Raw genomic sequence first — 13,956 nt, 5'->3', positions numbered from 1 at the left:
TCGCGCGCCGACTCATAGCCCGAGGTAGGCCTTGACCGCGGGCAAACCGTCCTTGCCGTCGTAGGTCTTGACGCCGGCGAGCCATGCGTCGAGTACTTGCGGGTTTTTCTTCAGATAAGCCTTCGCGGCATCCGAGGGCTTTTGCTTGTTCATCACCGATTGCATGACCAGGTTCTCCAGTTGCGTGGAGAAGCGCAGGTTGCTCACGAGCTTGCCGGCGTTCGGGCAACGCGTCAGATAATCGGGCGACGTCAGCGTATAAACGCGGGCTTCGCCGTCGTTCGGACCGAATACGCCCTCGCTGCCGGACAGGTATTTCATGTCGATCTGAATGTTCATCGGATGCGGTTCCCAGCCGAGAAACACCACCCATTTCTTGTCGCGGATCGCGCGGTCCACGGAAACGAGCATGCCCGCTTCGCTCGATTCGATCAGCTTGAATCCGCCGAGACCGAACTGGTTGGTCGCGATCATTTTCTGGATCGCAGCATTCGCGCTGCTGCCGGGTTCGATGCCGTAGATCTTGCCGTCGAGCTGATCGCGATGTTTGGCGATGTCCGCGAATGTTTTGAGGCCCGCGTCATACGCATAAGCGGGCACCGCGAAGGTCGCCTTTGCGCCCGTCAGATTGGGCGGCTGCAACACCTGGATCGATTTCGATTCGACGAACGGCGCGATGGCTTTTTCCTGCACCGGCCACCAGTAGCCGAGCGACACATCGAGCTGCTTGCTCTTCAGGCCCGCGAACGAAATCGGCACGGAAGCGACGGTGGTGACCGGCTGGTAACCGAGCCCCTCGAAAACGGTAGACGCAAGGGCAGTTGTCGACGTGATGTCGGTCCAGCCGATGTCCGCGAAATGCACGGCGCGGCAGGCGGCCGGGTCCTGCGCAAACGCAGGCAGCGCGGTAACGGCGGCGGCGAGGTACGCAAGCCGGGCCAGCCGCGTTTTGATGCGTAATTCCATGACGTTCCCCTATTGACGCTTGTGCGCGTTTAACCGCGCGTTGTCGAATGGACCGCTTACCGGTGAGGCTGCAAGGCACGGCTGCCATCTCACGAAATCGCCTGCCTCGATGCCCTAACGTTAATGCCCCATATTGCCGCCAAAGCGACCGTCAGCGACCCGTTCTTGCTTCCACGCGACAACAAGGGAAAACCAGCATGCGCCGACGTTGCCGTGCGGTTGCAACGCAGCAATTGGCTGGGAGATTTTTGGCACGCCTTGCCCGCCCGCGACGCCCTTGCTACGCTCGCCCGGAACCGCGGGGCGGCTTGCGCTTGCCGCTTTCGTCTCGCATCTTCGTCTTCGCATCTGACCGGGTCCCGCGCAATGCCTGAAGAGATATCGTTCCTGCTGCTGCCTGGTTTTTCGGCGATCGGCTTCATGTCGGCGGTCGAGCCGTTGCGCGTTGCCAATCGCTTTCGCGGCGAGCTCTACCGCTGGCGCATCGTGAGCCTCGACGGCACACCGGTCGCAGCCAGCAACGGCATTTCGATTAACGCCGACGCGGCCATCGCCGAAGTGAACGATGCGCGGCTGCTGTTCGTGGTGGCGGGCTTCGAGCCGCTCGCCTGCTACACGCGCGAACTGGCCGAGTGGCTCAGGCGCCTGGACCGGGCCGGCGCGACGCTCGGCGGGATAGACACGGGCAGCTTCGTTCTCGCGGAAGCTGGGCTGCTCGGCGGCGAGGACAACGTGACCGTGCATTGGGAGGCGTTGTCGGCGTTTCGCGAGCGCTATCCGTCGCTGAATGCCAGTCAGGAACTCTTCGAAATCGGCGCGAGGCGCATTACATGCGCAGGCGGCACCGCGTCGATCGACATGACGCTCGACCTGATCGGCCGCAAGCACGGCGCGGCGCTGGCTTCGGCGGTGTCCGAGCAGTTCGTGGTGAGCCGCATCCGTCAGCGCTCCGACCATCAACGCATGGAGATCGCCGCGCGCTACGGCGTGCACAACCGCAAGCTGATTCAGGTGATCGGCGTGATGGAGCAGCATATGGAAGAGCCGTTGACGCCCGACCGGCTCGCCCAGGAGATCGGCGTGACGCGCCGGCAACTCGAACGGCTGTTCTGCGCGTCGCTGAAGGACACGCCGACGCATTTCTATCTGCAGTTGCGCCTTGCTCGCGCGCGTGAGTTGCTGCAGCAGACCGACATGTCCATTACGTCGATTTGCGTCGCGTGCGGGTTTGAATCACCGTCGCATTTCTCGCGGACCTATCGCGCGCGATTCGGCGCAAGCCCGCGCAGCGACCGTCAGGTGACCGGCGGTCTCGTGTCGAAGAACGCGCTAATCAGCGCGCACGCGGCTGAATTATCACAAATACGACAATAGTGAATTCTATGATCTGGGGTTTACCCTAGGTTCCTGGCCTCCTAAACTGTGTCCATCTGCTGAAGACAAACCGCCTTCAGCCCAGCACAGAACAATCTCTGGAGGTAGTAATCATGAAATCCCTGATCGAAGCTGCTGTTATCGCCGCTCTTATCTCTGCACCGCTCGCCGCTTTCGCGCAATCGAACCAGCCGGTTACCCGCGCTCAGGTCCGCGCGGAACTGATCCAGCTGGAGAAGGCGGGATATAACCCGGCAACGTCGAACGACTACGATTACCCGGCAAATATTCAGGCTGCCGAAGCGCGCGTCGCCGCACAGAACCGTGCGGCTCAAACGAGCGGCTACGGTTCGGCAACGAACGGCTCGTCGCAAGCAGGCAACCGCGCTGAAGTGACGTCGAGCTCGTATTCGGCTCCGGTCTACGTCGGGCAGTAACGGAACAGCGGCGCGGCGCTTTTCGCCGCGCGAAAAAAAACGGCACGCTTTTGCGTGCCGTTTTTGCATTCAGATGCCACCGACGCACATGTATTTGATGACCACGTAGTCGTCGATGCCATAGTGCGAGCCTTCGCGCCCCAAGCCCGACTGCTTGACGCCGCCGAACGGAGCGACTTCGTTCGAGATGAGTCCTGTGTTGATGCCGACCATGCCGTACTCCAACGCTTCGGCGACGCGCCAGACGCGTCCGATGTCTCGGCTATAGAAATACGACGCGAGTCCGAACTCGGTGTCGTTCGCAAGCGCGATGACTTCCTCGTCCGATGAAAAACGGAATAGCGGCGCAAGCGGACCGAAGGTTTCGTCGCGCGCCACTTTCATGTCGGGCGTGACATCCGCGAGTATGGTCGGCTCGAAGAAGCCGTGACCGAGCGCATGACGCTTGCCGCCCGTCACGACGCGCGCGCCTTTGGCGAGTGCGTCTTCGATATGCGACTCCACCTTGAGCACCGCCGCCTCATTGATCAGCGGACCTTGTGTGACGCCTGCCTCGGTGCCGCGGCCCACGGCCAGTTGCTCGACGGCGGCGCGCAGCTTCGCGGCGAACGCGTCGTACACCTTGTCGTGCACGTAGAAGCGGTTCGTGCAAACACAGGTCTGGCCGCTATTCCGATATTTCGATGCAATCGCGCCGGCCACGGCGGCGTCGAGATCCGCGTCGTCAAAAACGATGAACGGCGCGTTGCCGCCCAGTTCGAGCGACACCTTTTTTACCGTTGGCGCGCACTGCGCCATCAGCAGACGGCCAACGGGCGTCGAGCCGGTGAACGACAGCTTGCGCACGATCGGATTGCCGGTCATTTCCGCGCCGATCGCTTTCGGCTCGCCCGTCACCACGTTGAACACGCCGCGCGGTACACCTGCGCGTTCGGCCAGCACGGCGAGCGCGAGCGCGGAAAGCGGCGTCGCTTCAGCCGGCTTGACGATGATCGGGCAGCCCGCTGCGAGCGCCGGACCGACCTTGCGCGTGATCATGGCGGCCGGGAAATTCCACGGCGTGATGGCCGCGCAAACGCCGACGGGCTCCTTCGTCACGACAATGCGCTTGTCGTTTGCGGGAGTCGGAATGGTGTCGCCGTTCACGCGCTTGCCTTCTTCCGCGAACCATTCGAGGAACGAGGCGGCGTACTGGATTTCGCCTTTTGCCTCGGCAAGCGGCTTGCCTTGCTCGGTGGTGAGAATGAGCGCGAGGTCGTCGGCGTTCTCCAGCATCAGGTCATGCCATTTGCGCAGGATCACGGCGCGTTGCTTGGCGGTGCTTGCACGCCATGCGGGCCATGCGGCGTTGGCGGCGTCGATGGCGCGCCGCGTTTCCGCGGTGCCCATGCGCGGCACCGTCGCGACGACTTCGCCGGTTGCGGGATTCACAACTTCGAAGGTAGAGCCGTCGTCGGCGCCTTGCCATTCGCCCGCGAGATAGGCGTGGGACTTCAGCAGAGCCGGGTCTTTGAGAGTGAGCGTGGTCATTGGGCGTTTCCTCAAGCTGCGACAGCTACGCTGTCCTTGATGACGTCTTCGAGAATCGCAAGCGCTTCGTCAAAGACTGTGTCCTCGATCGTCAGCGGGAACAGGAAGCGCACCACGTTCGAATAGACGCCGCACACGAGCAGCAGCAAGCCGCGTTCGAGCGCGCGTGTTTGCACGCGTTTCGTGAATTCAGCGTCGGGTTCCGTGCTGCCAGGCTTGCAGAACTCGACGGCCACCATGCCGCCCGGGCCACGCACGTCGGCGATTTGCGGCGCCTCGTTTTGCAGCGCGATCAGCTTCGCCTTGACGCGGTCGCCGAGGATCGTGGCGCGCTCGCACAGCTTCTCTTCGTCAATGATGTCGAGCACCGCAAGCGCGGCGGCCACCGCCAGCGGGTTGCCCGCATAGGTGCCGCCGAGCCCGCCGGGCGCCGCCGCATCCATGACGTCGGCGCGGCCAATCACGCCCGACAGCGGCATGCCGCCCGCGAGACTCTTGGCAACCGTCATCAGATCGGGCACCACGTCGTAGTGATGCATTGCGAACAGCTTGCCGGTGCGGGCAAAGCCGGTTTGGACTTCATCGGCTATCAGCAGAATGCCGTGCTCGTTGCAGAGCTTGCGCAGCGCGCGCACGAACTCGGCCGGCGCGGGATAGAACCCGCCTTCACCCTGAACCGGTTCGAAGATGATCGCGGCCACCCGTTTTGGATCGATGTCGGCCTTGAACAGGAATTCGATCGCCTTCAGCGAGTCGGCCGTGCTCACGCCATGCAGCGGATTGGGGAACGGAGCATGGAATACGTCGGATGGGAACGGACCGAAGCCCGCCTTGTACGGCGCGACCTTGCCGGTCAGCGCCATGCCCATCAGCGTGCGGCCGTGAAAGCCGCCGGTGAAGGCAATCACGCCCGGACGGCCGGTCGCGGCGCGTGCAATCTTGATCGCGTTTTCAACGGCTTCCGCGCCGGTCGTGAAAAACGCGGTCTTTTTCGGATGATCGCCAGGCGCGCGCTCGTTGAGCTTTTCCGCGAGTTCCACATACGACGCATACGGCACGATCTGATACGCCGTGTGCGTGAAACGGTCCAGCTGGTCGCGAATGGCGGCGACGATCTTTGGATGACGATGGCCGGTATTGCACACTGCGATTCCCGCAGCGAAGTCGATGAAGCGGCGACCCTCCACATCCCATAGTTCCGCGTTCTGCGCACGCTCTGCATAGAAATCGCACATCACGCCGACGCCGCGCGGCGTGGCGGCATCCTTGCGGCTCTTCAATTCTGCGTTCTTCAGGTTCATCGCGTGGCTCCTCTGTGTCGGCGGACGCCGCGCGTCGCGCGGCACATGGAGCGACTATAGTTAGATTTGGCTCTTAGCTTCAGAGCCATTTAAATGAAAACGTTGGAGCCAATTGGGGGCGCTGAGGAGAAGGGCGGCGCGTGCGTGAGCACGCCAGGCGAAGTTCGAGATTGAGAATTCGCAGTTCCTAAGCGGCAACTTGTCAGCGCAAGGCCGCTGGCCGCGCCGCCAGCATCAAATCCGGATCAGCACCGCACCCAACGTCACCAGTGCACATGCAACGATGCGCCGCGCAGTGAGCTTTTCCCGCATGAAAAGCCAGCCGATCAACACCGCGAAGATCGAGCTCAACTCGCGTAGCGCGGAGACCATCGCAATGGGCAGATAACGGTATGCCTCGATGATCAGGCAATACGCGACGAGCGCGAGCGCGCCGGACGCCATGCCTTTGAGCACCACCGAGCGGCCGATGAAAAGCCCTTTGGCGCCGCCGCGCCAATGCCATGCGAGCAGAAACTGCGGCACGTTCCAGATCAGATAGACCCACATGATGTAGCTAAGGCCATTGCCTGCGACGCGCGCGCCGATTCCGTCGACGACCGAATATGTCGCGATGAAAAATCCCGTCAACAGCGCGAACGGCACGCTCTCGCCGGAGAAGCGCATGCTGCGGCGAAACGCGAGCGAGACAATCCCGATCGACACCAGCGCGACGCCTATCGCGGCGAGCGGTTTGAGCGATTCATGCGCGAACACCAGCGCACCGACGAAGACGAGCATCGGCGACAGACCGCGCGCAATCGGATAGATCTGCCCGAAGTCGCCGCTTCGATAGGCGCGAATCAGCGCCAGCAGATAGCCGAACTCCAGGACCACCGACGCAAAGATATACGGCCACGCGGCGGGCGCCGGCAACGGCAGGACGATCACACCGACCGCGCTCACGGCGAGGTAGGGAATCGCCATCATGCCGAGCAGCCACACACGGTCTTCGGACAGATGCAGGAAGGCGTTCCACGTGGCGTGCAGGAGCGCCGACAGCAGGACCAGCAGGACGACAAGGGTTTCCATCGAAGGTCAGGACAGGGCTAGGTTGGCTGGCCTGACTGCCGGCCGCAAGCCCGTGATTATTCCAGCAGAAGACGCAAATGGATGAGTGCACGACCAAAATGGAGGGGCTTTATGGGGAAAAAGGAGGCGATTTGTGGTGGCCCGGGTGACGTCATGATGACGTCCATGCGACGTTAATATGACGCGCGTATGTCAGCGTTTCATCGCTGCGCAGCCGTCATGCATCCGGGCCTGCGGCCAGGCTATATTGCTTCATTCGCCGTGCCGTCCCCGACACCCAGCACTCCTCGCGACGCCCCCATGCAGCCTTTGAGCTTTCTTCCCGACAGCTTTGCCGAGTACGAAGATCTCAAGGCGATCCTCGATCAGGGCAGTGCAAGCTTTGCGATCCGCACGCTCTGCGAGACGACGGTGCGTGGCCGGCGTTTCGGCGTGCATACCGCGAGCATCGGTTCGACCGATCCGCGCGCGCCGGCCATCGGCTTCTTCGGCGGCATTCATGGACTCGAGCGAATCGGCTCGCAACTCGTGCTCGATTACATGCGCGCGCTGCTTGCACGGCTCGAATGGGACGAACTGCTGGTCCGGCAACTTCAGTCGATTCGCCTTATCTTCGTGCCGATCGTCAATCCGGGCGGCATGTGGGCGGCCACGCGAGCCAATCCGAACGGCGTCGACCTGATGCGCAACGCGCCGCAAAACGCGGACGAGCGCGTGCCGCTGCTGGCGGGCGGCCAGCGCGTCGGTGCGTGGCTGCCGTGGTATCGCGGACGCCGCGGCGCCCCGATGGAAGCCGAGGCCGCCGCGCTGCTGCAGGTAGTCGAAACGGAACTGGCCGCGCGGCCCTTGAGCATCGCGCTCGATTGCCATTCGGGTTACGGCTGGAACGACAGCATCTGGTTTCCGTATGCGCGCACGCGCAAGCTGATGCCGCATCTGCCGGAAATGTACGTGCTGAAAACCATGTTCGAGCGTTCGCATCCGCATCACGGCTATACGTTCGAGCCGCAGAGCCATCAATATCTGCTGCACGGCGATCTGTGGGACTTCGCGTACGACCGCGCGCCCGCACCCAACGTCTTTCTGCCGATGACGCTAGAACTCGGTTCGTGGCTATGGATCAAGAAGAACCCGCGGCAATTGTTCTCGCGTCAGGGAATCTTCAATCCGGTGAAGGCGCATCGCACGGCGCGTGTTTTGCGGCGCCACGCGAACCTGCTCGATTTTCTGGCGCGCGCCGTTTTTTCGGCGCAGCGCTGGCTGCCGCAAGGCAACCGCCGCGAGCAATTGCTGCAAAGCGCGATCGATCACTGGTACAGACCGGACAACGCATGAGCACGTGGATTCTGCTGCGCGGACTGACACGCGAGACACGTCACTGGGGCCGTTTGCCCGATGTGTTACGTGAAGCCGCGGGCGCTTCGGGCGTGAGCTTGATCGACTTGCCGGGCAACGGCGAATTTGCACACTTGCGCGCGCCAGCGACCGTCGCCGGAATGGTCGACTTCGTGCGCATTGCTGCTGTGCAAGGAGGGGCGAACGGCACGAGCACGGTCGGCGCCGATCCAACGGATCTATCCACGCGCGGCCCATTCAACGTGCTGGCGATGTCGCTCGGCGGCATGGTCGCGACTGCCTGGGCGCAACGGTACCCCGACGAAATTGGGCGCCTTGTGTTGATCAACACGAGCATGCGTCCGTTCAGCCGCGTACACGAACGGCTGCGTCCGTCCGCATGGCCGGATCTTTTGACAACAGCCATGCATTGGAACGACACGGTGCGCGCTGAGTCCGCCATTCATCGATTGACGTGCAACAACGTCGATACCCTTGAAGCCGATCTGCAATCATGGAGCATGATTCGCCGCAGCGCGCCGGTGAGCCGCGGCAATGCGTTGCGCCAGTTATCGGCGGCGGCGCGCTTTACCGCAGGCGCGGCCAAACCGGCTTGTCCGCTGCTGATTCTGTCTTCGCATGAAGACCGGCTCGTCGATCCGGTTTGCTCCGCGAAGCTGGCCGCAGCGTGGGGCGCGCGTCATCGCCAACATGCATGGGCAGGCCACGACCTGCCGCACGACGATCCCGCGTGGGTCGGCGAACAGGTGAGTGCATGGCTCGCGCATGAAGCCGCCGAAGCCGCCGAAGCGGACCATGTACGGCAAATGGCGATTGCGCGCCTGCAGCATAAGGCCGGGCAGCGGGTATAACCTAAGTCGGTGCATGGGTCGCATTGCGGCATGCAGGCGCATAATCCTTGTTCAGACGATGCATGCGATCCGGGCGATACCCGCCACTGCCGACAGCCGGGGAGTTCATCATGCAAGCAAAGAACGAAGAAGCCGTCACGCACTTGCTGAACGATGTCGTCGAGTTTGCACGAGCGCGCTTGCCCGAGCCGACGTTTCACATCGTCGAGCCCTTTCTGCGGCACTACTACGATTTCGTCGACGTCGACGATCTGCAAAGCCGCTCCATTCCCGATCTGTACGGCGCCGCGCTTGCCCACTGGCAGACCGCGCAACGCTTTGTGCCCGGCAGGGAAAGGCTGCGCGTCTACAACCCGATTCTCGAGCAGCATGGCTGGCACTCCGATCACACGGTAATAGAAATCGTCAACGACGATATGCCGTTTCTGGTCGACTCCGTTTCGATGGCGGTCAATCGGCAAGGTCTCGCGTTGCATTCGGTCGTGCATCCGGTGTTTCGCATCTGGCGCGGGCCCGACGGCGACATCGCGCGTGTGACGCAGGGCTCGGAAGAAGCTGCCGACACGCGCTCGCAATTGGCTTCGTTCATTCACTTCGAAGTCGACCGTTGCGGCGACGCGGCGAAACTGGACGCGCTGCGCGACGACATCGCGAAAGTGCTGCGCGACGTGCGCGCCGCGGTTGAAGACTGGCCGAAGATAGTGGAACTCGCACGCGTCACGATCAAGGCCATGAAAGTCGGCGAGAGCGGGCCGGATGCGATGGAAGCGCGCGCGTTTCTCGAATGGATGGTCGCCGACCATTTCACCTTTCTCGGCCACCGCGATTACGAACTCGTGCAGCAGGGCACGGGCTACGGACTGCGCGCGGTGCCCGGCTCGGGCCTCGGCATCATGCGCGATGAACTGCGTGCAACGGATGGCGCCGCAGCGACGCCAGAGGTGACGGTCTTACCGCCGGCCGCTGCCGAAATCATTTCGAGCGCCTCGCCGATCTTCCTGACCAAGGCCAATTCGCGGGCAACCGTGCATCGGCCCGGATATCTGGATTACGTAGGCATCAAACTCGCGGGTGCTGACGGCAAGGTGGTCGGCGAGCGGCGCTTCATCGGCCTTTATACGTCGACCGCGTATTTTGTGTCGGCGGCCGAGATTCCGATCGTTCGGCGCAAGTGCGCGAACATCGTGAGGAGGGCCGGATTCTTGCCGAAAGGTCATCTGGCGAAATCGCTCGTGACGGTGCTGGAAACGTATCCGCGCGACGAACTGTTTCAGGCCGACGAGAACCAGCTCTACGATATCGCGCTCGGCGTGCTCCGTTTGCAGGAGCATCAGCGCACGCGCCTGTTTGTGCGGCGCGACCGCTTCGACCGCTTCGTGTCGTGTCTCGTGTTCGTGCCGCGTGACAAGTACAACACCGATTTGCGGCAACGTATCGCTAATCTGCTTACTGAAGCATTCAACGGAGCGAGCGTCGAGTTCACGCCGCTGCTTTCCGAATCCACGCTCGCGCGCATTCACTTCGTCGTGCATGCAAAACCGGGCGGCATGCCCGATGTCGATACGCGCGAACTCGAAGCACGTCTCGTGCAGGTGTCGCGCCGCTGGCAGGACGATCTCGCCGATGCGCTGCTCGACGCGTTCGGTGAAGAGCAGGGCAATCGTCTGCTGCAGCACTACGCGGATTCGTTTCCGCCCGGCTATCGCGACGACTATGCCGCGCGCACGGCGGTGCGCGACATCGAACTGATCGAGCGCGTGCAGGGCAGCGAGCGCCTCGCGATGAACCTGTATCGTCCAATCGAAGCCGGGCCGCGCGCATTCCGCTTCAAGGTCTATCGAGCGGGAATGCCGATCGCGTTGTCGCGCAGTTTGCCGATGCTCGAACACCTGGGCGTGCGTGTCGATGAAGAGCGGCCGTATCTGATCGAAGCGCTGGGCGCGACACCTGCTTGGATTCACGACTTCGGGCTCGAAGTGGTCGACGACGCCGAGTTCGATATCGAGCGCGTGAAGGATCTTTTCGAAGATGCGTTCGAGCAGGTGTGGACCGGCGCGATAGAAAGCGACGACTTCAACCGCCTCGTTCTACGCGCGCAACTGAGCGCGCGCGAAGTGACGATACTGCGTGCGTACGCAAAGTATCTGCGTCAGGTGGGCTCGACTTTCAGCGATGCGTATATCGAACGCGCGGTGACCGGCAATCCCGCGATTGCGCGCATGCTGGTCGAACTCTTCATCGCGCGCTTCGACCCGTCATTGGCCGGCACACGTGAGGCGCGCGTGGCGAATTTGCTGAAGACGATCGACAGCGCGCTCGACCAGGTCCCCAATCTCGACGAGGATCGGATACTGCGGCAGTTTCTCGGCGTCATCAAAGCCACGCAGCGCACCAACTATTACGTCTTCGATGCTGACGGCAAGCCCAAGCCGTATCTATCGTTCAAGTTCAATCCGGCGCAGGTGCCCGGCTTGCCGGAGCCCAAGCCGATGTTCGAGATATGGGTCTACTCGCCGCGCGTCGAAGGCGTGCATTTGCGCGGTGGACGTGTGGCGCGCGGCGGCTTGCGCTGGTCGGACCGTCGCGAGGATTTCCGCACTGAAGTGCTGGGTCTGATGAAGGCGCAAATGGTGAAGAACGTCGTGATCGTGCCGGTCGGCTCGAAAGGCGGCTTCGTCGTGAAGAACCCGCCGCCGCAATCGGAACGCGACGCATGGATGCGCGAAGGCATTGCGTGCTATCAAACGTTCCTGCGCGGTTTGCTCGATCTGACCGACAATCTCGCGGGCACGACGGTCGTGCCGCCGCGCGACGTAGTGCGGCACGACCCCGACGATCCGTATCTGGTGGTCGCCGCGGACAAAGGCACGGCCACGTTTTCCGACTACGCGAACGCGATCTCGCAGGAATACGGTTTCTGGCTCGACGACGCGTTTGCGTCGGGCGGCTCGGTCGGCTACGACCACAAGAAAATGGCGATCACGGCGCGCGGCGCCTGGGAGTCCGTCAAGCGGCATTTCCGCGAAATGGGCGTCGATACGCAGACGATGGACTTCACGGTGGTCGGTATCGGCGATATGTCCGGCGACGTGTTCGGCAATGGCATGCTGTTGTCGCCGCATATCAGGCTCGTGGCCGCGTTCGATCATCGGCATATTTTCCTGGACCCGAATCCCGATCCGGCAGCCAGTATTGCCGAGCGCGGACGTCTCTTTCTTCTCGATCGATCGAGTTGGGCCGACTACGACCCTTCGCTGATTTCAGCGGGCGGCGGCGTGTTTCCGCGCACGGCCAAGACCATTGCCCTTTCGCCGGCCGTGCAATCGGTACTCGGCATCAGCGCAGCGGCGCTCTCGCCGGCCGAACTGATGCGCGCGATTCTGCAGGCGCCCGTCGACCTGCTCTACAACGGCGGCATAGGCACGTATGTGAAGGCCTCACGTGAAACGCACCTGCAGGTTGGCGACCGGGCGAACGATGCGATCCGGGTGAACGGCGCGGACTTGCGCTGCAAGGTCGTAGCCGAAGGCGGCAACCTGGGGCTCACGCAACTCGGCCGTATTGAGTTTGCGCAGCGCGGCGGCCGCATCAATACCGATGCAATAGACAACTCCGCAGGTGTCGACTGTTCCGACCATGAGGTCAACATCAAGATTCTGCTGGGACTCGTGGTGGCCGACGGCGAGATGACCGCCAAGCAACGCAACGCGTTGCTTGCGGAAATGACCGACGAAGTCGGCCTGCTGGTGTTGACGGACAACTATTACCAGACTCAGGCGCTCTCGATTGCAGGCCGTTATGGTGTCGAACTGCTCGACGCTGAAACGCGCCTCATGCGCTATCTGGAACGCGCCGGCCGCCTGAACCGCGCGATCGAGTTTCTGCCGAACGACGAAGAAGTGGCCGAGCGGCAGGCCGCGAAACAAGGGCTCACCACGCCGGAGCGCGCGGTGCTGCTCGCGTACAGCAAGATGTGGCTGTACGACGCGCTACTCGATTCTTCGGTGCCCGAAGACCCGCTCGTCAGCGACATGTTGATCGAATATTTTCCGAGGCCTTTGCGCCAGCGCTTCAGTGAGCCGATGCAGCGTCATCCTCTGCGCCGCGAAATCCTTGCGACTCATCTAACCAACGCGTTGGTGAACCGCGTGGGCTGCGAGTTCGTGCATCGGCTGATGGAGGAAACCGATGCGCAACCCGGCGACATCGTGCGGGCCTGCATCATGGCTCGCGATGTGTTCGATCTCGACGATGTGTGGCGCAGCATCGACGCGCTGGATAACCGCGTCGCCGACGACGTGCAGGCTCGCATGTTTGTCGAGGTCGCGCGGCTCGTCGAACGATCGGCGTTGTGGTTCCTGCGACATCTGTCGTCGCCGGGCGTGAACAGCGACGACGTGACCGGTCTGCTCGCGCGTTGCCGCGACGCCGCGCAGCGTCTCGCGCCGCAATGGCCCGCTTTGCTGCCGGCTGCCGATCTCGAAGCGCTATCCGAACGCCAGCGTGTGCTGGTCGACGCCGGGGTTGATAGCGAACTCGCGGTGCGCATTGCGAGCGGCGAGATTTCAGCGGCGCTGCTCGACATCGCAGAAGTAGCGTCCACGTGCGAGCGCAAGCTCGAACTGGTGGCGGGTGTGTATTTCGCGCTCGGCACGCTGCTCAACTACAACTGGATCAGCGAACGCGCGGCCGCGCTGCCCGCGCCGTCGCACTGGGACATGCTGGCGCGCGCGTCCGCATTGGCCGAACTTGCGCGACTCAAACGCGCGCTCACGATGAGCGCGCTTGCCGGCGCCGACGAGGCAGCCACGCCGGACGCGCTGGTTCAGGCGTGGCGCGAGAAGCGCGCCACGCAGCTCGAGCGTTATGCGCGCCTGCTTGCCGACCTGAGGGCCACCGGCGGAGCGAGCCTGTCGATGCTGCTGGTGATTGTTCGGGAAATGGCTGCGCTCGAGAGGGCATGAGCATTGCGTGGATGAAGCGGTAAAGAAAGGCTGGCCAAAGGTCCACGCACGCGGTGCGCATAGCACCGCGGTTGGACGCACGCTGCCCGGCATGTCCATAATACGG

The 13,956-nt window shown here is 62.8% G+C and carries 9 protein-coding genes; 5 read left to right on the top strand and 4 right to left on the bottom strand.

Annotated features, from left to right (window positions below):
- Positions 1 to 12: 12 nt before the first annotated feature.
- A complete protein-coding gene (locus tag J2W46_RS11235) occupies positions 13 to 966 on the bottom strand; it encodes a choline ABC transporter substrate-binding protein (protein ID WP_087753882.1) in 954 nt (317 codons plus the stop codon).
- Positions 967 to 1,332: 366 nt separating this feature from the next.
- Here J2W46_RS11235 and J2W46_RS11230 point away from each other — a divergent pair, with 366 nt between their 5' ends.
- The gene (locus J2W46_RS11230) at positions 1,333 to 2,340 is read left to right on the top strand and encodes a GlxA family transcriptional regulator (RefSeq protein ID WP_131316788.1); all 1,008 of its coding nucleotides are present in this window, start codon (positions 1,333 to 1,335) and stop codon (positions 2,338 to 2,340) included.
- 113 nt (positions 2,341 to 2,453) lie between these two features.
- A complete protein-coding gene (locus tag J2W46_RS11225) occupies positions 2,454 to 2,777 on the top strand; it encodes a DUF4148 domain-containing protein (protein ID WP_020068216.1) in 324 nt (107 codons plus the stop codon).
- A 69-nt stretch (positions 2,778 to 2,846) separates the two neighbouring features.
- Here J2W46_RS11225 and gabD read toward each other — a convergent pair whose 3' ends face one another.
- The 3 genes from gabD to J2W46_RS11210 all read right to left on the bottom strand — a co-directional run bounded on the left by gabD (position 2,847) and on the right by J2W46_RS11210 (position 6,679).
- Positions 2,847 to 4,307, bottom strand: coding sequence for an NADP-dependent succinate-semialdehyde dehydrogenase (gene gabD / locus J2W46_RS11220; protein ID WP_310353669.1), 1,461 nt, complete (start codon positions 4,305 to 4,307; stop codon positions 2,847 to 2,849).
- An 11-nt stretch (positions 4,308 to 4,318) separates the two neighbouring features.
- Positions 4,319 to 5,608 carry a 4-aminobutyrate--2-oxoglutarate transaminase gene (locus J2W46_RS11215; RefSeq protein ID WP_087753878.1) on the bottom strand — a complete coding sequence of 430 codons (1,290 nt, stop codon included), beginning with the start codon at positions 5,606 to 5,608 and terminating at the stop codon, positions 4,319 to 4,321.
- Between the two features lie 234 nt (positions 5,609 to 5,842).
- Positions 5,843 to 6,679: a DMT family transporter gene (locus J2W46_RS11210; RefSeq protein ID WP_310353667.1), complete on the bottom strand. Its 837-nt coding sequence runs from the start codon at positions 6,677 to 6,679 to the stop codon at positions 5,843 to 5,845.
- Between the two features lie 300 nt (positions 6,680 to 6,979).
- Here J2W46_RS11210 and J2W46_RS11205 point away from each other — a divergent pair, with 300 nt between their 5' ends.
- From J2W46_RS11205 to J2W46_RS11195, 3 genes are all read left to right on the top strand, one after another.
- Complete coding sequence (locus J2W46_RS11205; protein WP_088173345.1) at positions 6,980 to 8,014, top strand: M14 family zinc carboxypeptidase; 1,035 nt, start codon at positions 6,980 to 6,982, stop codon at positions 8,012 to 8,014.
- Positions 8,011 to 8,886 carry an alpha/beta fold hydrolase gene (locus J2W46_RS11200; RefSeq protein ID WP_310353665.1) on the top strand — a complete coding sequence of 292 codons (876 nt, stop codon included), beginning with the start codon at positions 8,011 to 8,013 and terminating at the stop codon, positions 8,884 to 8,886. The genes J2W46_RS11205 and J2W46_RS11200 overlap by 4 nt, the downstream gene beginning before the upstream one ends.
- Before the next feature lie 110 nt (positions 8,887 to 8,996).
- Positions 8,997 to 13,850 (top strand): NAD-glutamate dehydrogenase, encoded by a 4,854-nt coding sequence (locus tag J2W46_RS11195; protein WP_310353662.1) that lies wholly within the window; start codon positions 8,997 to 8,999, stop codon positions 13,848 to 13,850.
- The last annotated feature ends 106 nt before the right edge of the window (positions 13,851 to 13,956 follow it).

Source organism: Paraburkholderia strydomiana (assembly GCF_031456815.1).
GTDB lineage: Bacteria > Pseudomonadota > Gammaproteobacteria > Burkholderiales > Burkholderiaceae > Paraburkholderia > Paraburkholderia caledonica.
The sequence above is the reverse complement of the archived record's forward strand: the minus strand, read 5'-3'. Positions and strand labels throughout refer to the sequence as shown.

Bases quoted from the DNA above. Each gene is read 5' to 3' on its own strand.
- J2W46_RS11235 (WP_087753882.1), bottom strand. From the start codon at position 966: ATGGAATTACGCATCAAAACGCGGCTGGCCCGGCTTGCGTACCTCGCC.
- J2W46_RS11230 (WP_131316788.1), top strand. From the start codon at position 1,333: ATGCCTGAAGAGATATCGTTCCTGCTGCTGCCTGGTTTTTCGGCGATC.
- J2W46_RS11225 (WP_020068216.1), top strand. From the start codon at position 2,454: ATGAAATCCCTGATCGAAGCTGCTGTTATCGCCGCTCTTATCTCTGCA.
- gabD (WP_310353669.1), bottom strand. From the start codon at position 4,307: ATGACCACGCTCACTCTCAAAGACCCGGCTCTGCTGAAGTCCCACGCC.
- J2W46_RS11215 (WP_087753878.1), bottom strand. From the start codon at position 5,608: ATGAACCTGAAGAACGCAGAATTGAAGAGCCGCAAGGATGCCGCCACG.
- J2W46_RS11210 (WP_310353667.1), bottom strand. From the start codon at position 6,679: ATGGAAACCCTTGTCGTCCTGCTGGTCCTGCTGTCGGCGCTCCTGCAC.
- J2W46_RS11205 (WP_088173345.1), top strand. From the start codon at position 6,980: ATGCAGCCTTTGAGCTTTCTTCCCGACAGCTTTGCCGAGTACGAAGAT.
- J2W46_RS11200 (WP_310353665.1), top strand. From the start codon at position 8,011: ATGAGCACGTGGATTCTGCTGCGCGGACTGACACGCGAGACACGTCAC.
- J2W46_RS11195 (WP_310353662.1), top strand. From the start codon at position 8,997: ATGCAAGCAAAGAACGAAGAAGCCGTCACGCACTTGCTGAACGATGTC.